Annotated in this window: 1 protein-coding gene; it reads left to right on the top strand. The window is 50.7% G+C overall.

The features are described from left to right. On the top strand, positions 1 to 223 hold a 223-nt coding region (locus AC3CB2_RS23515), incomplete at both ends, for an EF-Tu/IF-2/RF-3 family GTPase (protein ID WP_352936796.1).

Below are 223 nucleotides of genomic sequence, written 5' to 3'. Positions count from 1 at the left end.
AGAAACAGCTAAAACCACTGTTACTGGTGTTGAAATGTTCCGCAAGCTGCTCGATCAGGGTGAAGCAGGCGACAACATTGGTGCACTGATCCGTGGTGTTGGTCGTGAAGAAGTTGAGCGTGGCCAGGTTCTGTGTAAGCCAGGTTCCGTTACTCCTCACACCAAGTTCAAAGCTGAGGCATACATCCTCACCAAAGAAGAAGGTGGTCGTCACACCCCATTC

This window comes from Pseudovibrio sp. SCP20, from assembly GCF_057774105.1.
The sequence above is the reverse complement of the archived record's forward strand: the minus strand, read 5'-3'. Positions and strand labels throughout refer to the sequence as shown.